General features: G+C 72.1%; 19 protein-coding genes and 2 pseudogenes. 7 read left to right on the top strand and 14 right to left on the bottom strand.

Annotation, left to right across the window (positions count from 1 at the left end; all coding sequences use genetic code 11):
• Positions 1-51: 51 nt before the first annotated feature.
• Positions 52-795, bottom strand: coding sequence for a helix-turn-helix domain-containing protein (locus E2B92_RS34020; RefSeq protein WP_126884561.1), 744 nt, complete (start codon positions 793-795; stop codon positions 52-54).
• A gap of 97 nt (positions 796-892) precedes the next feature.
• Between E2B92_RS34020 and E2B92_RS30600 the strand changes: the two genes are divergently transcribed.
• Positions 893-1075 carry a hypothetical protein gene (locus E2B92_RS30600; protein ID WP_126884560.1) on the top strand — a complete coding sequence of 61 codons (183 nt, stop codon included), beginning with the start codon at positions 893-895 and terminating at the stop codon, positions 1073-1075.
• Positions 1076-1662: 587 nt separating this feature from the next.
• On the opposite strand, the gene E2B92_RS30595 is transcribed toward E2B92_RS30600, so the two are convergent.
• Entirely contained in the window at positions 1663-2529 is an 867-nt protein-coding gene (locus tag E2B92_RS30595; protein WP_126884559.1) for an FG-GAP repeat domain-containing protein, read from the bottom strand.
• A gap of 720 nt (positions 2530-3249) precedes the next feature.
• On the opposite strand from E2B92_RS30595, the gene E2B92_RS30585 reads away from it, so the two are divergent.
• Entirely contained in the window at positions 3250-3777 is a 528-nt protein-coding gene (locus tag E2B92_RS30585; protein WP_235024052.1) for a DUF4352 domain-containing protein, read from the top strand.
• Between the two features lie 104 nt (positions 3778-3881).
• Here the strand turns inward: E2B92_RS30585 and E2B92_RS30580 are convergent, their stop codons facing one another.
• Complete coding sequence (locus E2B92_RS30580) at positions 3882-5207, bottom strand: FAD-dependent oxidoreductase (RefSeq protein WP_200836984.1); 1326 nt, start codon at positions 5205-5207, stop codon at positions 3882-3884.
• Between the two features lie 9 nt (positions 5208-5216).
• On the opposite strand from E2B92_RS30580, the gene E2B92_RS30575 reads away from it, so the two are divergent.
• Positions 5217-6233 carry a helix-turn-helix transcriptional regulator gene (locus tag E2B92_RS30575; RefSeq protein WP_126884556.1) on the top strand — a complete coding sequence of 339 codons (1017 nt, stop codon included), beginning with the start codon at positions 5217-5219 and terminating at the stop codon, positions 6231-6233.
• A gap of 27 nt (positions 6234-6260) precedes the next feature.
• Here the strand turns inward: E2B92_RS30575 and E2B92_RS30570 are convergent, their stop codons facing one another.
• From E2B92_RS30570 to E2B92_RS30560, 3 genes are read right to left on the bottom strand one after another with little or no spacing between them, the layout of a single operon-like run.
• On the bottom strand, positions 6261-7097 hold the full coding sequence (locus E2B92_RS30570) for an ABC transporter permease subunit (protein WP_126884555.1): 837 nt from the start codon (positions 7095-7097) through the stop codon (positions 6261-6263).
• On the bottom strand, positions 7094-8656 hold the full coding sequence (locus tag E2B92_RS30565; protein WP_126884554.1) for an ABC transporter permease subunit: 1563 nt from the start codon (positions 8654-8656) through the stop codon (positions 7094-7096). The genes E2B92_RS30570 and E2B92_RS30565 overlap by 4 nt, the downstream gene beginning before the upstream one ends.
• On the bottom strand, positions 8653-9600 hold the full coding sequence (locus tag E2B92_RS30560) for an ABC transporter ATP-binding protein (protein WP_126884553.1): 948 nt from the start codon (positions 9598-9600) through the stop codon (positions 8653-8655). The genes E2B92_RS30565 and E2B92_RS30560 overlap by 4 nt, the downstream gene beginning before the upstream one ends.
• A gap of 194 nt (positions 9601-9794) precedes the next feature.
• On the opposite strand from E2B92_RS30560, the gene E2B92_RS30555 reads away from it, so the two are divergent.
• A complete protein-coding gene (locus E2B92_RS30555; protein ID WP_185923547.1) occupies positions 9795-11048 on the top strand; it encodes a sensor histidine kinase in 1254 nt (417 codons plus the stop codon).
• The gene (locus E2B92_RS30550) at positions 11045-11722 is read left to right on the top strand and encodes a response regulator transcription factor (RefSeq protein ID WP_200836983.1); all 678 of its coding nucleotides are present in this window, start codon (positions 11045-11047) and stop codon (positions 11720-11722) included. Before E2B92_RS30555 ends, E2B92_RS30550 begins: the two co-directional genes overlap by 4 nt.
• A gap of 223 nt (positions 11723-11945) precedes the next feature.
• Here the strand turns inward: E2B92_RS30550 and E2B92_RS30545 are convergent.
• The 4 genes and pseudogenes from E2B92_RS30545 to E2B92_RS30530 form a co-directional block, all read right to left on the bottom strand.
• A pseudogene (locus tag E2B92_RS30545) lies at positions 11946-12323 on the bottom strand (MFS transporter); the annotation flags it as partial.
• A 242-nt stretch (positions 12324-12565) separates the two neighbouring features.
• Entirely contained in the window at positions 12566-12976 is a 411-nt protein-coding gene (locus E2B92_RS30540; protein ID WP_126884551.1) for a four-helix bundle copper-binding protein, read from the bottom strand.
• Between the two features lie 167 nt (positions 12977-13143).
• Positions 13144-13710 (bottom strand): DUF4396 domain-containing protein, encoded by a 567-nt coding sequence (locus tag E2B92_RS30535; RefSeq protein ID WP_235024051.1) that lies wholly within the window; start codon positions 13708-13710, stop codon positions 13144-13146.
• A 331-nt stretch (positions 13711-14041) separates the two neighbouring features.
• Positions 14042-14629, bottom strand: a complete 588-nt coding sequence (locus E2B92_RS30530; protein WP_185923546.1) for a TetR family transcriptional regulator — start codon at positions 14627-14629, stop codon at positions 14042-14044.
• Positions 14630-14744: 115 nt separating this feature from the next.
• Here E2B92_RS30530 and E2B92_RS30525 point away from each other — a divergent pair, with 115 nt between their 5' ends.
• A complete protein-coding gene (locus E2B92_RS30525; RefSeq protein WP_126884549.1) occupies positions 14745-15623 on the top strand; it encodes a class I SAM-dependent methyltransferase in 879 nt (292 codons plus the stop codon).
• Between the two features lie 179 nt (positions 15624-15802).
• Here the strand turns inward: E2B92_RS30525 and E2B92_RS30520 are convergent, their stop codons facing one another.
• Positions 15803-16291 (bottom strand): carboxymuconolactone decarboxylase family protein, encoded by a 489-nt coding sequence (locus E2B92_RS30520; protein WP_126884548.1) that lies wholly within the window; start codon positions 16289-16291, stop codon positions 15803-15805.
• 143 nt (positions 16292-16434) lie between these two features.
• Between E2B92_RS30520 and E2B92_RS30515 the strand changes: the two are divergent.
• Positions 16435-17141, top strand: a pseudogene (locus E2B92_RS30515) (HAD-IA family hydrolase).
• A gap of 144 nt (positions 17142-17285) precedes the next feature.
• Here E2B92_RS30515 and E2B92_RS30510 read toward each other — a convergent pair.
• From E2B92_RS30510 to E2B92_RS30500, 3 genes are all read right to left on the bottom strand, one after another.
• On the bottom strand, positions 17286-18245 hold the full coding sequence (locus tag E2B92_RS30510; RefSeq protein WP_126884547.1) for an anti-sigma factor RsbA family regulatory protein: 960 nt from the start codon (positions 18243-18245) through the stop codon (positions 17286-17288).
• A complete protein-coding gene (locus E2B92_RS30505) occupies positions 18242-19054 on the bottom strand; it encodes an MEDS domain-containing protein (RefSeq protein ID WP_126884546.1) in 813 nt (270 codons plus the stop codon). Before E2B92_RS30505 ends, E2B92_RS30510 begins: the two co-directional genes overlap by 4 nt.
• A 278-nt stretch (positions 19055-19332) precedes the next feature.
• The gene (locus E2B92_RS30500) at positions 19333-19503 is read right to left on the bottom strand and encodes a hypothetical protein (protein ID WP_399431252.1); all 171 of its coding nucleotides are present in this window, start codon (positions 19501-19503) and stop codon (positions 19333-19335) included.
• Positions 19504-19548 lie beyond the last annotated feature (45 nt).

The following is a 19548-nucleotide window of genomic DNA, read 5'->3' as shown; positions in this document are numbered from 1 at the left end:
CGCTGGCGCGCGTGTAGGTGGCGATGGCCTCGTCCGTCCGGCCCATCCCGCTCAGCGCGATGCCGACATGGTGCCTCCGGGGAACCAGCCATGACTGTAGCCGTACAGGTTGGCGAAGAGGATGCCTCCGGGGAACCAGCCATGCAGACGCGCCTGGTGGGCGGCCTGCAGGGCGAGGGCGGTCTTGCCGACCCCGGCCATGCCCGCCACCGCCGAGACCACGACCGTCGCCGGAGCGGCCGTGCCGCCGCGAATTTCGGCCGGCTCGCAGCCCGACGCGACGGGCTCGAGCCGGTGGAGAAGGTCCCGCAGTTCCCCGTCGCGCCCGGTGAACTCCTTCGTCAGCGGGGGCAATGTCACCGGCCCGGTACGCCCGTGGAGGGCCGGCGCCGCCTCCGGCAGGGCCCCGTCCTCGACTGCGGGGTCCGGAGGCCCGGCGATCCCCTCCCGCTCCGGCGAGCGGGGGTCATTCGGTTCGTCCCGTTCAGCGGCGGCCTGCCGGCGCAACTCCAGTAACTGCTTCTGGTCGAGACCCAGCACCCCTGCCATTGCGGCGACGGTCTTCGCTGAGGGGACCCGCGGCTGGTTCAGGGCGTTGCTCACCGTCGTGCGCCCCAGCTCGGTACGCCTGGCCAACTGCGTCACGTCCAATCCGGACGTCGCAAGACCATCGGCCAGGCGAGCCTGCAGTCCGGCCAGAGCGGACCGTCGTCCCCTCGGCTCGCCCCGGCTGTCTCCTACGCCGCCCATGTCGCCCCCGGCCTGCTGTGTACGCGGTTGTTCAGCAATGTCCATCTTCGGCCACCCGCACCATGTCGCACACCGGATCCGCGACCTTCAAGGGAACCGATTCCGACGCCCTTGGGAGCCTGAAGTGTCCGGTCTCACTGTCATGCTGTTCACCATCGCCCTCGTCCTGATCTCCGCATTCCTTGCCGCGGCGGTGGCAGGCAAGATCGCCCGTCTCGACGGCGCGACCTACCCCGCTGCCTTCTTCCGTGCGGCAACCGCGTTCGCCACCGTGCTCACCCTCGCCGCCGCCGTCGCCACAGCCCTTGCCACAGTCATCGGCTGACCGATGTGGTGAACCAAGCAAGAAGTACGGGCGTAACGGCCGGCTTCACGCGGGACGGCCCGGCATGTGGCGCCGGTCGGCGGAAGCCCGGACGAGGCGACGTCATTCGGACGCAGGCCGAGTCGGGTGGTCCGTGATCCACTGCGGCCGCATCGGCGAGGGCGTGCACTCCTCACGCCACCACCGCGCGGCGGCCACCCGCCGGCGGAGTTGCCGCCGCTCGGCAGCCGCCTGACTGAGTGGCACCACTTGGCGCCGAGGTCGTGGCTGCGGGCCTCCGCACAAGCCGAGGCACATGCTCGGACATCGGTGACGCGGCTTGGCTTGGCTCAGGTGGCCGGCTCCCCCGCGGGCAGCGGCAGCAACCCCCGCTGGAAGGCCTTCACTCGGGTGCAGCGGTGGCGCTGACAGAACGGAAACGTGCCGCCGATCGTGCCGCGGGCGCCAGCCGCGGACATGGGTCTTCTTCAAGGACCCGCCCCGATGCCGTCAACCCTCCTCCGCCCAGGCCCCGGCCTGCTCGTGCGCCACCCGAGCCGACCTCGACTGCGGCTGGGCCTTCGACTCCCCCTGACGACTCCGTGTGATCAGAAGAGTGCCTTGTATCGGTCCCATCCGGCGGTGGCGATCTTCACCGTGGAGCGGAATGTGCCGGTTCCGGTGCCGCTATTGCGCAGTAGCTGTCCCTGGGCGTTCCGGGAGATCACATCAGGGTGCCCGTCTCCGGTGATGTCACCGACGCCCACAAACGCGTTGCGGCTGGTGGCCCAGCGATTGCCGAACACCAAGGTGCGGGGCTTGAGTGATCCGGCGGCTGTGCCGTCGTAGCGCCACAGCGAGTCGTTGCGGTCGACCGCGAGGACATCGCCGATGCCGTCCCCGTTGAGGTCACCGGCGCCCAGGACGGCGCGGTAGAGCTTCCAGTTCGTACCGATGCGGCCCCTGGCTTTGAGCAGGTCTGTCCCCTCGTTCGCGTACAGGTACATGTCGCCGGTGGTGGCCTGGCGCGCGATCAGATCAGCGCGGCCGTCGCCCGTCATATCTCCGGGCGAGGTAAGGACGTTGAACTGGTTCCAGCCGGTGCCCAGGCGTCGGCTCGTCTCGATCTGCCCGCCCATGCCGGGCGAGCAGAGGATTTCCTCTCGGTACAGGTCTCCGTTCGTCCGGCGGCTGAGAAGGTCGTTGCACCCGTCACCATTGAGGTCGCTCAAGGCGACGAAGTGGTTGAACCCGGCGCTTTGGCCCCAGTAGACGGGGTGGGCGCGCAATCCACCGGCGCCCGAACCCCAGAAGAACGAAGCACTGCTGTCCGGGTTGATGACGACGAGGTCACCGTAACCGTCTGCCGGTCCAGAGAAGTCCCGCCACCCAGGGGCCGCTTCCGCTGCTGCCGACCCTGCAAGCAGTGATGCCGCCACGGCTACCGCTGCAGCCACCCCGATGGACACCCTCATACCGTTCCTCCCCAGAATGAGAGACCGGAAGGACCAAGCCCCACAGCCGGCCACTTGGTGCCAGCCGCCCCTCCCGGGACATCCTCCGGCTTCGCCGTAGCCTACCGATGCCCGCCGCCAGAACCCGCGCACCGTCCAAGGTCCTCACCTGGGTCGGATGCCGTTGCAAGTCGTGGTACTGAAACCCCAGTCCCGCGCTCCACCACGAGGTCGGGCCGAGTTCACCACGGCCATGGAACCGGACCCGCTGCTTTCCCCGGAAGTGCTGCCGCGGCCATGGCCCGGCGCCCGGACACGCCGCCTCACCGCCGACCGCGGGCAACGCCTGCGCCGGACGGGCACCGACGGGCCGGAAGGGCTACGCCTGTTCGGGTTCTACGGCGACACGCTGGGCGACCCGAACGCCGGCAGCCCAACGCGGCACCGGCGGGCCCGGCCCGACGCGATACGAGACCGGAAGCTGGGCCTTGATCCTGTGCCCCCGCCGTGGCCGCCGCAGCAGGGACCCCGATACGAGCGTCTCGATGGGCACCGTCCGGAGAAAGAGGGCAGGATGGATGTATGGCCTGGCGTCATGGTGTGACCGGTGCTGCTGCGGCTGCTGCCCTGCTGGTGGGACTGGCTGCCTGCTCAAGCGCGCCTGACCGAACGGCCGGCGATCGCACTGCGGGATCTGTACCGCCGCCATCCCCCAGCCGGGCCGGCGCGCCTCCGGGGGCCGTGGTGCTCGGCACCGTGCGCCCGGGCGAGCCCTTCACCGTCACGATCCTGGCCTCGAACACCTCGGCCGAGCCGGACCGGTGGAGGTTCACGGTGAACAGCGTGGTCTGCGGCAAGCCACTGGACACCGCCGTCATGGCATACGCCGCTGAATCGGTCGGCGCGTCGCCCACCACCCCGTCGCCAGAGCCCGGCAAGCAGTTCTGCGTCCTCACCATGCAGGCAGTCAATGCCGGAAAGAGCATGGCAAGCTGGAACGCCGACAACACCGTCAGCCTGAATGTCGGAGACACCCGCTACACCCAGTCGCAGAAGGACTCCGCATACGCCTCGGAGTACGCCCAGTACTGGAACAGCAAAGGCCAGGTCGCCCCTGCTTTCGGCATCAACCCCGGAAGCCGAGGACCGGTCCACGGCGTATTCCAGATCCCTGTCGGCGACGAACCGACAAGCCTCTGGGTCACCTCCAGCACAGCCATTGAGACCATCCACGGTGTCGAGCCCGGATACGTCGTACAACTCCCTTGAAGCCGACACCCCAGGCAAGCGGAACGGGACGGCGGCGGCACACCGGCGCTGACAGCGGCGAGCGGACGGGACTGACCGCATCACGTTTGCGCCGGCGTCGATCGTCAGTGACGTCGGCGCAGCCGGACGGCTGCGGCCAGGAGCGGGGTGGTCGCGGCGGTGGCGGCGGCACCGAGGGGGGTGTCGGTGGCCAGGATGAGGCGGACGGTTTTCATGGCCAGGGTGAGGATTTCGCTGCCGCGCCGGCGCATGTTTGCTTCGAACCGGCTGACGGCCAGGGTGAGAGTGGTGGCGCCGTCGGCGGCCTCGCAGAGATGCTCGAGCAGGCCGGCGGCGTCGCGGATGGCCGCGCCGGCGCCCATTCCGGCGGTTGGTGGTGTCGCGTGGACGGCGTCGCCGAGTGCGGTGATCGGGCCCGCGGGCCATGGGGCGAGGTCGGCTGCGCGGGTCGAGGCGGCGTTGAAGCGGAATGCGGCCACGCTGTGGGGGGCGGCGCGGGCGATGACCTCGAGCGTGTGCTCGGCCCACCCCCGCTCACGGAACCGGTCCACCAGCGCCGCCTGCAGCTCGCCCCCACGGAGATCACGCAGGGCGTCGGTGACGGCGGATTCGCGGAACATGCCGCCCCAGACATAGGTGGGTCCGGTGGTGACGGACATCCGCAGCTTCGGTGCATCGAGGACGGCGTTGCCGACCGGGTCGAGGAAGCCGATGTAGAGGGCCGTGGCCCGAGGGCCTGCTGCCAGTGCTGATCGTGGGCCGAGCCGCCGCTGTTCACGAGGGCTCAGGTCTCCGAGGCGGGTGCGGCCGGAGAACCCGATGATGCCGGCCGGGCTGTTGGTCGGGCCTCCCGCCAGGTGCCGGGCGACGAGTGAGTGGGCGCCGTCCGCGCCCACCACCAGATCAGCCCTGACGGGCGCGGCGCCGGTGAACAACACCTGGGGTGCGCCGTCTTCGTCGCGGCCGACGCCGGTGACGGTCCGACCCAGGTGCAGGTCGTCGCCGACCGCCTCCGCCAGGAGGGTGCGCAGGGTGATGCGGTCGATGTCGACGCCGGAATCACTGCTGAGGTCCGGTCCATGGCCGAGGAGCCGGCCTCGGCGGTCCCAGAACGCGTCGCGGTCGCGCAGCCGCAGTGCTGAGGCCGACGCCAGGAGACGCTCCATGATGGCCGGCGCCACCAGTTTCCGCAGCGCCGACTGCGCCCGCTCGTCCAGGGTGATGTGGTAGCCGCCTGTCGCCGTGACGTCGCTGTCGCGGTCGAATGCCGTCACCTCGAAACCTCGGCGGCGCAACCCCGCCGCCAGCGCGAGCCCACCGATCCCGCCACCCACCACAACGACACGCATATCGTCCCCTTTCACCGCCAGTTGCTTTCGTGGACCGACGATGACAGCGGTAGTGGACACGGAGTGGCCAGTACTGGCCATGATGAGGTGATGGCGAGTACTTCACGGCGGGCATTGCGACTGTTGTCCCTCCTCGGGTCGCGCAGGCAGTGGCCGCTGCGTGAGCTGGCCACCAGGCTCGGGGTCAGTGAGCGGACCGTCCGCCGCGACATCGAGACGTTGCGCCGGCTCGACTACCCGATCACCACCGTCCACGGTCCCGACGGCGGCTACAGGCTCGGTGCCGGGCACACCCTTCCTCCGCTGCTGTTCGACGACGATCAGGCCCTCGCGGTCGCGGTGGCTCTGCAGACCGCGCCCAGCACGGTGTTCGGCCTGGCGGACGACGCGGCGAGGGCGCTGGCCGCCCTGGAACAGGTGATGCCCGCCCCGCTGCGGGCGGCCATGGGAGCCTTGCGCCTGACCAGGCTCCAGAACTACTGGGAGTTCTCCGCACCGCCCATCGACTCGACCGCGCTCACCGCCGTGGGGGCCGCGGTCCACCGCCGCCACGTGCTCGTCACCGAAACGCTGCGCGCCGACGGCTCACGCCCGGAGCCTGGCGACGACGACTTCCTGCCCGCCCGCCGCATCGAGCCCCACCACCTGGTCGTCTGGGCCGGCCGGTGGTACCTGGTCGCCTACGACCTCGCGGACCAGGAGTGGCGGGTGTGCCGTGTCGACCGCCTCCACCCGCGCCCGACGACGCGCCGCTTCACCGCCCGCGAGCTTCCCGGAGGCGACCTCGCCCAGTACGTCATGAGCAGCCACGACCGCGGGGACACCACCGCCGCCTGGCCATGCACCGGCAGCGCCCGGCTCCGCCTTCCCGCCGGTGTCGTCGCCCGCTGGGCGCCAGGCGGCTCGGTCGTCGAACACCTGGACAGCGAGCACTGCCGTCTCACTCTCGGCGCCTGGTCCTGGGCGGGGATCGCCGGCATCCTTGCCACCTTCGATGCCGAACTCACCGACCTTCGCCCGCGCGAACTCGTCCAGGCATGCCGACGCCTCGCGCACCGATGGGCCGTCATCGGGGAGACCGGCGACAGCGACGACCCGGCCCACTAGCTGATGAACCGGCCGGCTCCCGAGCTGCTACGCGTCCCGCCTGTGCAGCAGCAGGCTGCCGGCCAGGAGCGCGGCCGCGGCCCATGTGGTGAGCACGCCCAGGCCGGCCCAGGGGCCGATGGGCAGCTCGTGCAGGTGGACGGTGGCCTGGACCGCGAGTCCGGCGGTCATGGGCGCGATCTGCTGGAGGTGGCGCTGCCACTCCGGGTCGCCGACCACCTGGGTGACGACCGGGAAGAGGTAGAGCAGCCCGAGCACGATCCCGATGGCGGTCGCCGCCTCCCGTACCGCCGTCGCCACGCCGAGGCCCATCAGGGCGATCAGGACCAGGTAAAGGACCGAGCCCACGGCCGCGCGCAGGGTCGGGCCGTCGGCCAGGGACAGCGGGGCGTAGCCGTGCGCCCCGGTGAATCCGTTGCCGGGGAGGATGAAGCGGCCGGCCAGGAGCGAGGCCAGGACGGCAGCCGTCCCGGAGGCCAGGACGACCGTGGTGAGGACCGTGGCCTTGGCGGTGAGGACGGTGAGCCGGTTGGGCATCGCCGTGAGCGTGGTGCGGATCATCCCGGTGCCGTACTCGCCGCTGACGGCCAGTACCGCGACGACGGCGATGACCGCCTGCCCGACGGTGACGCCGGTCAGGGCGAGCCGGACGGCGTCCTGGCCGCACCCCGAGTCGGGGCACTTCACCGCCTTGGCGGTGCCGCAGCCGGCGGCCACGGTCAGCGCGACGGCGAGCAGGAGCAACCTGCCCGTACCCCCGGCGGTGCGCAGCTTCGTCCATTCCGCGCGCAGGGCGCGGCCGAAGTCCCCCCGCCACACGCCGTCCGCCGTGTCCGTGCCTCGTGCGCCGCCCGGGAGACTCATACGTCCCTCCCGCGCAGCCGCACCACGGCCAGGCCGAGGGCGAGCGCCGCGTATCCGCACAGCACGGCGAGGCCGGCCCAGGGCGCCAGCGGGTAGTAGCCGGTCGACGGCTCGTACACGCTGAGCACCTGCGCGTACCGCGGCAGGGTCTGCTGGATGGCGAAGCCCGCGGCCGGAGTGAGCCGCAGCAGCCACTCCGAGACGCCCGGGGGCAGTACGCCGGAGGTGGCGAGCAGGAAGGGCAGCACGATCGACGCGACGACCAGGGCGACCGCCGTACCGCTGCGCCGCAGCAGGGCACCGGCGCCGAGAGCGAGCACGGCGGCGGCCGCGCAGAGCAGGCCGGTGCCGACCATGACGCGCACTTCGGTCGCCGACGAGACGGGGAAGACGTGGAAACCCCTGCCGCGCGCGCCGCGTTGCCCGATGGGAAGGGTGATCGCGGCGGCCACCAGGCCGACGGCGAACGCGGCGCCCCCGGCCACCAGCGCCTTGGCGCCGAGCACCCGGCCCCGCGGGGGAGTTGCCACCATGGTCGTACGCACCAGACCGCGCCGGTACTCGCCGGTGATGAACACCGTGCCCACGGCGATCACCACGATCAGCCCGGCGAAGGTGCCGACGAGGAAGTTCTCGACGGAGAAGCCGGCGCCCATGACGGGCCCGCCGACGACCGGTGCGATGTCGCCGGCTCCGGTCACGGTGAACCCGCCGCCGTCGGTCCGGGTGAAGCCGCCCTCGGTGGTGTTCGTGTAGCTGCCGGAGGTGCCCGCGTCGCCACCCACCTGTGTGCCGCTCCACGCACTGGGGGACCAGCGGCCGGTGAGGCCGGGAGGGCCGAAGGTGCCGGTGGCCACGGCGGGGGTGAAGCCCGTGCCCGCCGCGGTGTCCCGCTTCGCCTGAGGTGACGTGGCGAAGAGCCCGGCCCGCACGGTGCGCGCGAGCCCGGGCAGCTTGGCACGGCCGACCTCGGTCCAGTGGGAGCCGTCGGTGGAGGTGTGGCCGGTGAGGATGTCACCGGAGCGGACCAGGCGCAGCCAGCGTGGGGACTCCTGGGTGATCCTGCCGGGAGGGCCCGCCGTGTCGTGGGTGTAGTCGTACTGCATGCGCACGCCGTGGCCGCCGGTGGCCATGACCGCCGCGTACGGGGATCCCTGGGTGAGGTTTTCCTTGACGATGATCCCTGCCTTCGCCCAGGGCTGGACGCCCCGGGCCGTCCTGCCGTTTCCCGTGTCGGCGACGCCGGTCAGGGAGCGCAGGGCAACGGTGAGGGAGCCGTCGCCGGTGAGGGTCCTGTGGACGAAGGAGAAGCTGTCGTTGACGGCCTCGCCGCCGGGGCCCTTCGGATACGTTGCGGAGTCGGCGCCGCGACCGGCGGGGGCGGGGGCGGCCGTGCCCAGCAGGCCGACCACGATCGTCGCAAGGAGCGCCCCCGCCATGGCGAGGACCCAGGCGCGTACCGTACGGAACTTCGTCCACTCGGCGTGCAGCGCCCTGAGGAACCCGCTCGGCTCGGCGCGCCGCGTGGCCGGGGGGCGAGGGGGGACGGTGGCGGTCATCGCGCGGCCTTCCCCGCCGGGACGGCCCGGTACTCCACCGCGTCGCGGGTGAGTTCCATGTACGCCTCTTCGAGCGTCGCCCGGTGCGTGGACACCTGGGAGAACGGCACCCCGTTCCGGGCGAGCAGGGCCACGATTCCCTCGTCGGGCAGGCCCGTGACGCCGAGGGTGCCGGGGCCGGTGGCGAGGACGGTGGCGCCCGCGCCGTGCAGGACGTGGGCGGCGCGCTCAGGCGCGGAGGTACGCAGGGTGACCCGGCCGCCGGACACCGCGGCGAGCAGCTCGGACACGCTGGTGTCGGCGACGACCCGGCCGCGGCCGATGACCACGAGATGGTCCGCGGTGTCCTCGAGTTCGCCCATCAGGTGACTGGAGACCAGGACGGCGCGGCCCTGCCGGGCCAGCTCCGCCAGGAAGCCGCGCATCCACACGATGCCGTCCGGGTCGAGGCCGTTGAACGGCTCGTCCAGCATGACGACCGGCGGGTCGCCGAGCAGCGCCGCCGCGATCCCCAGGCGCTGGCGCATGCCCAGCGAGAAGCCGCCGGCCTTACGCCGGGCCACCGTGCCCAGGCCGGTCCGGTCGATCACCTCGTCCACCCGCCGGGCCGGTACGCCCTGTGAGTGGGCCAGCCACAGCAGGTGGTTGCGGGCGGTGCGGCTCGGCTGCAGCGCGGAGGCGTCGAGCAGTGCCCCCAGGTGCCGCAGCGGGCGACGCAGGGTGCGGTACGGCACCCCGTCGACCAGGGCCTTTCCCTCCTCGGCCGCGTCAAGGCCCAGGATCACGCGCATGGTGGTGGACTTGCCCGCGCCGTTCGGGCCGACGAAGCCGGTCACCCGCCCGGGCCTCACGGTGAACGTCATCCCGTCCAGGGCGAGTTGTGGCCCGAAGCGTTTACGCAGGCCGATGACGTCGATCGTCGCCTTCGTACTCTCATCGCTCATGAGCCCCACCCTGGGGCGGAGCGGGTTACAGCGGCCGAACGGCCACTGTCATCTCGCTGTTAGGCGCCTCGGTCTAGCCTGGGCCGGTACGTGTTCCGGTGCGTGTCCTGGTACGTGTTCGGTGCATGTCCTGGTACGTGTTCGGTGGGTGTCCTGGTACGTGTTCGGTGCGGTGGCGAGGGGGGAGCGTGCGGATGACATGGGGGGCGCCCCGACGACTCGCGGGCCTGAGTGCCCGGCTCGGTCTGCGCCGTGGCACGGCACGCACCCGCTTCACCGCCTTGTACGTGACGCTGTTCCTGCTGTCGGGAACGGCGCTGCTCGCCATCGTGGCCGTGGTGGCATCCGGCGGATCGCGCTCCAGCCGGACCGCCCCCGACGGCGGCACCGATCAGGCCGCCACGGCGGCACAGGCCCAGGTCCGCATCGACGAACTGGAGCGGCAACTGGCCCAGGCGCACGACACCCGGACCCGGCAGATCCTGGTCGGCTCGGCCATCGCCCTCGGCGTCATGGCGGTGATCTCGGTCGGCCTCGGCTGGTTCGTCGCCGGCCGGGTGCTGCGCCCGCTGCGCGTGATGACGGCGGCCACCCGCCGGATCACCGCCGACAGCCTGCACGAACGCCTGGCCATCGGCGGCCCCGGCGACGAGGTGAAGGACCTCGCCGACACCATCGACGACCTCCTCGGCCGCCTGGAGGGCTCCTTCGACGCCCAGCGCCTCTTCGTCGCCAACGCCTCCCACGAGCTGCGCACCCCGCTCACCACGATGCGGGCCTCCCTGGACGTGGCCCTCGCCAAGCCGGGCCCGGTACCCGAGGCCACGGCCACGCTGGCCGTCCGGATGCGCGCCGAGCTCGACCGGGTGGACCGGCTGCTGGAGGGTTTCCTCGTCCTGGCTCGCTCCCAGCACGGCGAGTTCACCGACTCGGCGCACCTCTCTCTCGGCCGACTCGCGCTGACCGCCCTGACCGGGCGGGCGGAGGACATCGCGGCCAGGGGCCTGACCGTGCGTGAGAGCCGGACCGACGACTCCGCGTGGGTGTGGGGCAGCCGGACGCTGCTGCGCCGCGTGGCCGACAACGTGGTCGACAACGCGATCACGCACAACGACCCCGGGGGCTGGATCAGTGTCGCCGTACGGGCCGAAGGAGACGACGCGGGCGCCGTGTCCCTCGTCGTCGAGTCCAGCGGACCGGTCCTCGACCAGCGGCGGGTGGCGGACCTCGCGCAGCCCTTCCGCCGCCTTGGCGCCGACCGGACCGGCACCGGCCACGGCAGCGGCCTCGGCCTCTCCATCGTCGCGGCCATCACCCGGGCCCACCGCGGCACCCTGGACCTGCGCGCCCGCTCCGGCGGCGGCCTGCGCGTCACCATCACCTTCCCCCGTACGGACGGCAGGGCGACGGCGGAAGCCTCCGGCTCAGGGACGGGCGTGGCGCGTTGAGAGTCCTGGTGGTCGAGGATGCCCGCCCCCTCGCCGAAGTCGTCGCCGAGGGACTGCGCGACCAGGGCATGGCCGTGGACGTGGCCCACGACGGGCTCGACGCCGCCGCCAAGCTGGACGTCAACGCGTACGACGTCGTCGTGCTCGACCGCGACCTGCCAGGCATCCACGGCGACACCCTCTGCCGGATGATCACCGAGCAGGACGACCGCGTGATGGTCCTGATGCTGACCGCCGCCGACTCACCCGGCGACCGCGTCAGCGGCCTGACCCTGGGCGCCGACGACTACCTCGCCAAGCCCTTCCACTTCCCCGAACTCGTCCTGCGTATCCGCGCCCTGGCCCGCCGCCGCCCTGCCGCCCGGTCCCGCACCCTGAGCACGGCGGGCATCGAACTCGACCCGGTGCGCCGCACCGCCGGCCGCGACGGCCGCCCACTCGACCTGTCCGTCAAGGAATTCGCGGTACTCGAAGCCCTCTTGGACGCGAGCCCTGCCTTCCTCAGCACGGAGAACCTCCTCGAACAGGTGTGGGACGAACACGCCGACCCGTTCACCAACACCGTCACGGTGACCATCAGCCGCCTGCGCCGCAAACTCGGCGCCCCCTCGGTCATCGCCACCACACCCGGCGTGGGGTATCGGATCATCGACCCGGGCACCTCACCCGGCTGAGCAGCCGCCAGGGGGCCGGACGCGGTCACCGTCCCGGCGCTGCCGGCACCCAGCGGACTGCGGCGCGGCTGCCCGCCCGGGAGCGGCTCCCGACTGGTACCGAGGTGGTGTATTCCGTGTCGGCGCCCGCCTCAGGGCCGCCGTCAGCAGCGATGTTGCCGGGTCGGCGCGCTCGGGAGGGGCCACCGGACATCGGTCCGGTGGCCCCTCGCTGTATGTGCGGTCAGGTTCTGGCGTGCTCGCTTTCGGCGGGGGACGCCTGGACCGCGGCGGCGGCCGGGGGCCTGTTCCCCTTCATCAGCAGGGCGGTGGCCAGGGCCCCGGTCGCGGCGATGGCGGCGGCGCCGAGGAAGGCGCTGCCGAAGCCCTCGGTCAGGGCGGGCAGGTCACCGGGGCGGTCGGCGCCCCGGGACGCGGCGAGCGCGGTCAGGGCGGCGGCCGGGCCCAGGGCGGAGCCGACCTGGTAGGTGGTGTTGACGATGCCCGATGCCAGGCCCGCCTGCTCCGGCGGGGCGCCGGCCATCGCCGACATCAGGGCCGGGACGTAGGCCAGGGACATGCCCGTCGCGGCGACCAGTGAGGCGGGCAGGACGTCCACCAGGACCATGAACTGTGCTGTGGCCAGCACGCCCAGCGCCCACCAGCGCCGGGGACGGACCATTGACGTTGACGCCGCTCTGCCCTCCACCGAGATCACGCGCAGATACCCCTAGGGGGTAACCGGCCTCAGAGGAGCCGGAACGCTTTACCCCCTGGGGGTATTCCGGCTGAGGGGAGAGAAGCGGCTTGGACAGCCGACCGTTCGCCGGTCGCGCCACAGGGCTTCGCGGAGAGAGCCGAACGTCAGCCGAGGGCACTCAGGAGGTCGTCGCACGCCTGCCGGCAGGAGCGGCAGGCTTCGGCGCAGACACGGCAGTGCTCGTGCATGTCCGCGTGGCGGGTGCACTCGTCCGCGCAGGCTTCGCAGGCGGTCGCGCAGGCGGTGAGGATGGCGCGGGTGATGTTGGCGTCGTAGCCGGTGTGACGGGAGAGGACCGCGGCGGTGGCGGTGCAGATGTCGGCGCAGTCCATGTCGGTACGGATGCACTTGGCGAGGTCGCCGGCCATGCCTTCGGAGAGGCAGGCGTCCGCGCACGCGGTGCACGCCTGCGCGCAGGCGATGCACTCCTCGATGCAGCGGGTCAGTTTGGCCCGGTCGATGTCGCCGAGGTCGGCGGGGTAGGTGGCGAGCATGTCCTTGACGGTGCTGGACATCGCGGCAGCCTCCTTCGCGCCGCGCGGGCCGGCGCGGCCGGGGCGGCCGCGCCCGGGCGGCCCGGCATGTGCGGCTCACCACCAGCGTGGCGCGCACAGGCGTCCGGGGCACCCCGGGAGAGCGGGGGTGCCCCGGACGACGGGCGCCGTGTTCGCGTCGGCGGCGGTCAGTGGTAGGCGTGGACGACCGCGTGGCCCATGCCGCGGCCGATCATCCACTTGTTGACCGGCGTGGTGATCAGGAAGGCGACGGCGAAGCCGCCCAGCAGTGCGCCCCAGAACAGGCCGTCGGACAAGTGGGCGTCCATCGCCCCGGGGGTGAGGGCGATGATGCCGTTGTCGACCAGCTCCATGACGGCGATCGAGACGGTGTCGGCGGCCAGGGCCACCTTGACCGCGCTCTTGAAGTCCAGGCCGGCCCGGCGTACGGCGATGAGCGTGAACGAGTAGCCGAAGAGGAAGGCCAGCGTGATCGCCAGGATCATCGTCTCGACGTTGCCCCACAGCAGTGCGGTGCCGATGACCATGCCGAGGATCTCACCGATGGCGCATCCGGTCAGGCAGTGCAGCGTGGCCTTCGCCGCCATCCCCCAGGACGCGCCCGCGTGTTGGGCGTGCCCGTGGTGGGCGTGACCGGCGCCGTGGTCGTGGGCGTGGCCGGCGCCGTGGTTCTCATGGCCGGCGTGAGCGGTGCGCTCGTGAGCGGAGCCGGTGTGGTGTGCGCTGTGGTCCATGACCCTCATCCCCAGTCCCGAATTCCGGTTGCGGACCTCTCCCCTGGGCCGCACAGCTTCACTATATACCCCTAGGGGGTATGCGCAAGTGGTTGTTCGGACGCTGGGGCAGGCGCGAGGCCGGTCGGTCGCTCCCCCTCTCCGGGATCTGGATTCCGGGCACCGGTTCGCGTGGCCGTCGATGCCGGCGGCATGCGGTCAGAGGCGCGGCGGCCGATACGGCGGGTCCGGTCCTGGTGGGGTCCCGCCCTGCCGGCGCGGGGGCGGGAGCCGGGCCGCGCATGGGCCGGACGCCGGCCGGGACCGCCGCCCGGTGACGGCGGGGGACGGCTCAGCAGGTGAGGAGTACGGCCAGCAGCCGCCGCGTGGTCGTCTCGGTGTTCTCGCCCTGTCCGGGGCTGCGGGTCATGAGCAGGTGGTGGGTCGTGCCGACGAGCGCGAGCGCGATCGCGGACGCGTCGGCGTCGGCGGGCAGCCGGCCGCCGCGCTGCTCCGCCTGCAAGTAGGCGGTGACGGCCTGCTGGATCGCGTCGAACGCCGGCGCGCCGGACTCGAAGCCCTCACGCGTGCGCAACGCGGCCGCGGGGCGGGTCATCGCCAGCCCCACCACCGCGGGAGGCAGGGAGTCCAGCAGATCCAGGACGACCCCCTGGAGGTTCTCCGCGACCGTGGCCTGCCCCACCCGGGCCTGCAGGGCCTCGGCCTGGCGGGCGCTGCGCGCGAACCGGTCCAGGACCAACTCGGCCACGAACTCGTCCAGTCCGGCGAAGTGCGTGTGCAGGACGCCCTTGGCGCAGTCCGCCTCCGCGGTGACCGCGCGGCTGGTCAGGGCCGCGGCGCCGTCACGGGCCACCACCCGCTCCGCGGCCGCGAACAGCCGCTCGCGCAAGTCCGGGATCGCCACTCCACGAGGTGACACAACAGCCCCTTCTCCACGGCCCATTGCAAGTATGGGCATTCGCCCATACCGTTTGGGCACTTGCCCATACTAGGGCCGGGACGCCCCTGCGCGCCCCGGCGGTAGGGAGTTCCCCATGCAGCAGCTCGCCAACACCGCGCAGGCCGAGGCCTGGAACGGATACGAGGGCGCGCAGTGGGCCCGCAGCCAGGAGCGCTGGGACGCCATCAATGACGGCTTCAACCAGCCCCTCCTGGACGCCGCGGCCATCACCGGAACCGACACCGTCCTGGACATCGGCTGCGGCGCCGGCCGCACCACCCGCCTCGCGGCCCGGCGCGCCGGCCTCGGCCGGGCGCTCGGCCTGGACCTGTCGGGCCCGATGCTCGACAAGGCCCGGGAGAGCGCCGTACGCGAAGGGGTCGCGAACGTGTCCTTCGTACAGGGCGACGCCCAGGTCCACCCCCTGGAATCCGAGGCGTTCGACGCGGTCATCAGCCGGTACGGCATGACCTTCTTCTCCGACCCGGTCGCCGCGTTCACCAACCTCCACCGCGCGCTGCGTCCCGGCGGCCGGCTGGCGTTCATCTGCGCGGCCGAGGCCGAGGCCAACGAGTGGCTCGCGGCACTGGCCTCACTGGACGGCCTTCTGCCGCTCGGCGGGTTCGGGAAGCCCGGTGGCCCGGGCATGTTCTCGCTCACCGATCCTGGTCGCATCCGCGACCTGCTCACCACCAGCGGGTTCGACAAGGTGGACGTGCGGCGCATCGAGGCGGCCGGGAAGTGGGGCACCGACGCGATGGACGCCGCGGCGTTCCTGCTGGATTCCGGTCCCGGCCGCCACCTGCTCGACCAGGTGACCCCGCCCGAGCAGGACGCTGCCCGCCAGGCCCTGACGGCCGCCCTGCGGCGCCATGAGTCGGACGGGCATGAGTCGGACGGGAATGGCGGGGTGTGGCTGCGGAGCAGTTCCTGGCTCGTGACCGCCGTACGCGGCGGGGCCGCGCTCCGCTGAGCCCCGCCGTCCCGGCCGGCCCGGGGCGGCCGCCGGGGCGGGGCGACCGGGCCGGGGCGGCCGCCGGGGCGGGGCGACCGGGCCGGGGCGGGGCGAGGGCGGCCCGGGGTTGCCGGGGGTGGTTCAGGCGCGCGGGCCATGCGGGCGCGGCCCGGGACGCTTCGGTGATCGCGTCCGGGTCAGTCCCACTGCTGGTCGGCGAGGGAGGCGACCGGCTGCGGCTTGCCGATGACGGCCAGGGCGATGAAGAAGTTGATCTGCCCGATCGCGATGGTCAGGGTGGCCAGCGCCTTCTCGTCGTAGTGCTTCGCCACCTCGGCGTACAGCTCGTCGCTGACGCGTTCCTTGCCGTACGGGGCGGGCTGGAGCGTGGCCTCCACCAGGGCGAGGGCTGCCCGCTCGGCGTCGGTGAAGTAGGGGGCGTCCTGCCAGGAGGCGACGGCGGTGATCCGCTCCTCCGACTCGCCGGCCTTGCGCAGGAAGCTGGTGTTGAGGACGGTCAGGTAGGTGTTGCGCACGATCTGACCGGCACGCAGGTGGACCAGGTTGATCGTGGTCCGCGGAACCGACTGGTTCCCGGTGGCACGGAACAGGGCCGCGCTGACATCGTTCACCTCGGGCACGAACTCCGCCGGGTTCGACATCCGGGAGACGGAGGTGTTCGTCATGGCTGCTCTCCTTCACGTCGGGCCTGGTCGGCCTCTTCACAGCACCGACGGACCTGGGCACGCGTGTGTGACAGCATCCGGGAAGAATATTTTTCGAGGTCGTTCCGTGGATGATCCTCAGGGCTTCCTGGCATGATCACGACGTGACCAATGAGCGTGTGCAGTCCGGCCCGCGAAGGTTCGTCCTCCTCGATGTCGACGGTACGTTGATCGACGCCGTGGACAACCAGGCCGGGTCTGGGGAGTGTGGGCAGGGCGATACGGGCTGGACGCGGATGAGGTCTGTCGCGTGGCGCTGAGGACGCGGCCGCTGGAGACCTTCGCGCAGGTGGCCCCGGACCAGGATCCAGAAGAGTGCCTGGCTGCGCTGCACGAACTGGAGGACGACGACGTTCGGTCCGGCGTCTATGCGGCCTTCGACGGTGCGGCGGAGCTGCTGGGCGCGCTGCCGGCGGCATCATGGGCGCTGGTGACCTCGAACTATGAGCACCGGGTGCGCGGGCGGTTCGCCCGGACGGGCCTGCCGGTACCGCACGTCGTCGTCGACGCCGCCGCGGTGGAGGAGGGCAAACCGTCACCGGTGCCCTACCTGCTGGCCGCCGAGCAGCTCGGTGCCCGGCCCGAGGACTGCCTGGTCATCGAGGACGCCGCCTCCGGAGTCGAGGCAGGGCTGCGGGCCGGTATGACGGTGTGGGGCGTCAACGCCGCGGTCGCGGTGGTGGGCGTGCACCGCCACTTCGCGAGTCTGCGCGAGGCAGTTCCCGACATCCTCGCCTTCGCCCGCGCGGCGGAAGGATCGGCCGCACCAGCTCGGGATGGTTGCGGCGTGGTGGGCGGTGGCCGTCCCTGAGCCCGGGCGGGACGCGGTTGCCGGCGCCGTGCGGTTCCTCGGCGTCGTCCGGTCGGAGCTGATGCTCGCGGAGCCTGGTGACCCGGTACTCGAGCCCTCGGTTACGTACCGTCGACGGAGGCTCCCCACAGGCACCGGGACGGATCACCCGGGCAGATCCATGTGCACCCTGATGACGGTTCCCGTTTCCGGCGCGGAGCGGATCTCGACCAGGTCGCAGAGCTGGTGCACCAGCCACAGTCCGCGACCGCCGATCTGGTTGTGGGAGGGCTTGCACCGGCCCGCCAGCGGGTCCGCGATGTAGCCGTTGTCCCGGAACTCGCAGACCAGCGAGCCGTCCTGGGCCCACGTCCGCAGTGTTCCCCGGCCGTCGGCGTGCCGGATGCTGTTCGTGGCCAGCTCCGTCACGGCCACCAGGAGCTCGCGCAACTTGCGGCCTTCCAGGCCGTGTTCGTCGGCGCAGTGCGTCACACGCGCGCGCACGATGGTCAGGTCACCGTGACGGAAGGGCAGTTCGACGTACGGGCCGCAGGGCGCGGCCAACTCCTCGAACACGTACGGCTCGTGCGGCTTGTAGGACTCGTTGCGCGCGGCGGCGCCCTCCCGCCGGATGTACGGGTGGCAGCGGGAGAGGGCCTGCAGGGCCGTCGGCTCCGCGTCGCTGGTGTCGTACGGGCACAACAGCCACCACGAGGGGCTGCGGGCGAAGGCCCGGTTCAGCAGCCATTCGTGGTACCGGAGCTCCGCGCGGTCCGCGCTGGTACGAGCCTCGTCCCAGGCCGTCTCGCTGATGCCGCGCACCGGGCGCCCCTCGGCCGCCCGGTCCATGATCCACGCCTGCCACGCCGCGATGAGGCGGCCGGGGTTGCGCCCGGGTTCGGCGGCGTCCACGAACTTCACCGGTCCGGCGTCCGACAGCTCGGAGCGCAGGAGGGCCTCCTTGCCGCGGGGCACGGCGACGACGACCGCCTCGTCGCTCTCCAGTGCCTCACGGATGAACGCGACGGTGCCTCCCAGGAAGGCGTCCTCACCCGCGTACGGGTAGAGCTCGTGGCGGAAGCCGCTGCTCTCCTGGATGCCGGGGCCGGTCTCGGTGGTGGTCATGGGATCATCTCCACCGGCACCTCGGGTACGGCGAAGCCGGACAGGTCCCAGCACAGCCGGACGGTCTCGTTCGCCCCCTCGATGTGTACGGTGCGGCCCGGTACGTCCATGACCGCGTCGGCCAGGGCGCGCATCCCGGCGGCGTCGATCAACTGGAGCCGGTCGAAGCGCAGCCGTACCGTCTCGGCATGCGTGAGGGCCGCCCGCACGGCGGCAGCGAACGCCTCCGCGCCCTCGGAGTCGATCACTCCGTCGACGCTCCAGCAGTTCGTTCCCGTGCTGAACATGCGAAACCCCGGTCCTGATGACCAGGATCCCAGACTCTGCGGATGCACGCACATCACCTGGTTCAGGGTGAGGGTGTCCCAGTGCGCGGACCGGTAGGCGCAGACCACCATGGCGCCGCTCTCGGCGGCGAACTCCTCCAGGAGCAGTTCGCCCTCGAGCAGGGACTGGGAGGGCGAGGCTCCCCGCGATCGGGGTATGGCCTCCGTCAGTACCCGCACCGTGCGAAACCCCTCCCGGTCGGCGCGTCGCGCCTCTCGCTGGACGACGGTGAGGAGCGACTCCTCGAGGCTGTGGGGGTCGATGACGACCACGGCCGGCCGCCGCGGGTCCCGATCAGGTCCCGTGGCCCACCGTGTCGCACCGGCGGAGCCGATGATGATGACCTTGTCGCCGAAGAGGGCGCCGTCCGATACGAAGGCGTCGGCGTCGTCCGGAAACCTGCCGACCGGGTCCATCAGCCAGCAGACGTGGTCGCCGACATCGATCTCGTCCAGCGCCGCCATGGTCCGCGCCGCCCTCACTGGGCCCCCTTCCGTACCGGAGATCACCATACCCACTGCCACCACATTCATGGCCTGCGGATTCGGTGGCCGTTCCGGCCGAGGTCACTCGTCGGGGCTGCGGAGGCCGCGGGAGGCGGACGGGGCCGGCGGGAGCGCACCGGTCGGCCCGGCGGCCCTCTCGTACGGCTCGGGCGGAGCACCGGGTGCTGTTCGTCTGTACCGGCGGGGCGGGGCGTCCTTCGCCGCGGTGGCGTGAGGCCTGTCCTGAAGGCCAGGGGTGGACGGCCCCGCAGCGGTCAGGCACCCCACCACTCGGCTGTGCCGCAGCCGACCTCGTAGTGCCACCATCCCTCCGTCCGCCCCCGTGCCAGGAGGGCCTTGATCCCGGGGAAGTCGGCGTCGGCGGGCACGTGAAAGGCGGGGACGAACCGGAACCAGACCTTGATCTTTTCGACCGCCATCTCCATGACGGTCATCATCACCGAGCCCCGACGAAGCCCGGCCCCGGCCGC

The organism is Streptomyces sp. WAC05374, assembly GCF_004353505.1.
Lineage (GTDB): Bacteria > Actinomycetota > Actinomycetes > Streptomycetales > Streptomycetaceae > Streptomyces.
Note: the sequence above shows the minus strand (reverse complement) of the source record. Positions and strands in the feature narration are given on the sequence as shown.

Bases quoted from the DNA above. Each gene is read 5' to 3' on its own strand.
- E2B92_RS30570 (WP_126884555.1), bottom strand. From the start codon at position 7,097: ATGAGTCTCCCGGGCGGCGCACGAGGCACGGACACGGCGGACGGCGTG.
- E2B92_RS30525 (WP_126884549.1), top strand. From the start codon at position 14,745: ATGCAGCAGCTCGCCAACACCGCGCAGGCCGAGGCCTGGAACGGATAC.
- E2B92_RS30560 (WP_126884553.1), bottom strand. From the start codon at position 9,600: ATGAGCGATGAGAGTACGAAGGCGACGATCGACGTCATCGGCCTGCGT.
- E2B92_RS34020 (WP_126884561.1), bottom strand. From the start codon at position 795: ATGGACATTGCTGAACAACCGCGTACACAGCAGGCCGGGGGCGACATG.
- E2B92_RS30565 (WP_126884554.1), bottom strand. From the start codon at position 8,656: ATGACCGCCACCGTCCCCCCTCGCCCCCCGGCCACGCGGCGCGCCGAG.
- E2B92_RS30555 (WP_185923547.1), top strand. From the start codon at position 9,795: ATGACATGGGGGGCGCCCCGACGACTCGCGGGCCTGAGTGCCCGGCTC.
- E2B92_RS30510 (WP_126884547.1), bottom strand. From the start codon at position 18,245: ATGACCACCACCGAGACCGGCCCCGGCATCCAGGAGAGCAGCGGCTTC.
- E2B92_RS30500 (WP_399431252.1), bottom strand. From the start codon at position 19,503: ATGGAGATGGCGGTCGAAAAGATCAAGGTCTGGTTCCGGTTCGTCCCC.
- E2B92_RS30540 (WP_126884551.1), bottom strand. From the start codon at position 12,976: ATGTCCAGCACCGTCAAGGACATGCTCGCCACCTACCCCGCCGACCTC.
- E2B92_RS30600 (WP_126884560.1), top strand. From the start codon at position 893: ATGCTGTTCACCATCGCCCTCGTCCTGATCTCCGCATTCCTTGCCGCG.
- E2B92_RS30535 (WP_235024051.1), bottom strand. From the start codon at position 13,710: ATGGACCACAGCGCACACCACACCGGCTCCGCTCACGAGCGCACCGCT.
- E2B92_RS30575 (WP_126884556.1), top strand. From the start codon at position 5,217: ATGGCGAGTACTTCACGGCGGGCATTGCGACTGTTGTCCCTCCTCGGG.
- E2B92_RS30580 (WP_200836984.1), bottom strand. From the start codon at position 5,207: ATGGCCAGTACTGGCCACTCCGTGTCCACTACCGCTGTCATCGTCGGT.
- E2B92_RS30595 (WP_126884559.1), bottom strand. From the start codon at position 2,529: ATGAGGGTGTCCATCGGGGTGGCTGCAGCGGTAGCCGTGGCGGCATCA.
- E2B92_RS30520 (WP_126884548.1), bottom strand. From the start codon at position 16,291: ATGACGAACACCTCCGTCTCCCGGATGTCGAACCCGGCGGAGTTCGTG.